The organism is Aeromicrobium phragmitis (genome assembly GCF_003674095.1).
Classification (GTDB): domain Bacteria; phylum Actinomycetota; class Actinomycetes; order Propionibacteriales; family Nocardioidaceae; genus Aeromicrobium; species Aeromicrobium phragmitis.
The window spans coordinates 1-749 of record NZ_RDBF01000037.1; the positions used below are offsets into that span (position 1 = coordinate 1).

Here is a 749-nt window from a genome sequence, read left to right on the forward strand (position 1 = left end):
GGCGGGAGGCAAGGTCAGCGATCACGTCCGCCGTGGTTCGCTTCGGGCCAGCTGCGCTCTGCCCGCGGAACGTCACCGTGACCCACGCCCGATCGAGGGAGGCGCCCGCGGGATAGTCGTGCACGACCTGACCGAGAACGGCTTTAGCAAGGTCAGGGGCGTTCGGATCGAGGCGGCGCTGTACTTCGCGCTTCAATCGTGCGCCGGTATCCGGCGCTGTTTCGACCGTCACTTGAGCGCCGACGACACCGAGCTCCTGGCCAAGGTTGGCGAGCCACTGCCCCCAGCCTGCTACCCATACGTCGACCTGATCGGCGTCGACGAGGGACGCGCCCTCAGGAGAGACCTCGACGGCCACCGCGTAGTGCCCGACCGCTGGGTATTCGATCACCGCGAATGGCCGGTCGTAGGCGTCGCGAGCCTCGTGGAGCTTGGTGGTGGCCAGGATTCCAGGCGGCGTGAAGGAGCCGTGCGTGGTCGGACCGCCGCGGTAGAGGTTCTGGCCACGTCGCCGGGTCATTGACCAGCCGACCCGATTGCCGACTCGCATCGCTAGGTTCCGTCCGTGACGGTCCCGGACACCAACAGCGCCTAAGGCGAGCAGCCAGACGAGAACCAGCGGAGCTGCGACGAGCCAGAGCCCGAGAGCGACGACCAAGGCGATGATGAGCGCTCCGCCCACAAGAATGACCGTTCCGGCCGTTCCGAGGCCGAGCACACCGGGAGACTCCGGTCGTCGGAAGTTCCCA

1 protein-coding gene is annotated in these 749 nt (G+C 67.4%); it reads right to left on the reverse strand.

Translation table 11 applies throughout. The features are described from left to right. Window positions 1-718 (reverse strand): SCO6880 family protein (locus D9V41_RS16115; protein WP_341770336.1); only part of this gene is annotated, 718 nt, incomplete at its 3' end. Window positions 719-749 lie beyond the last annotated feature (31 nt).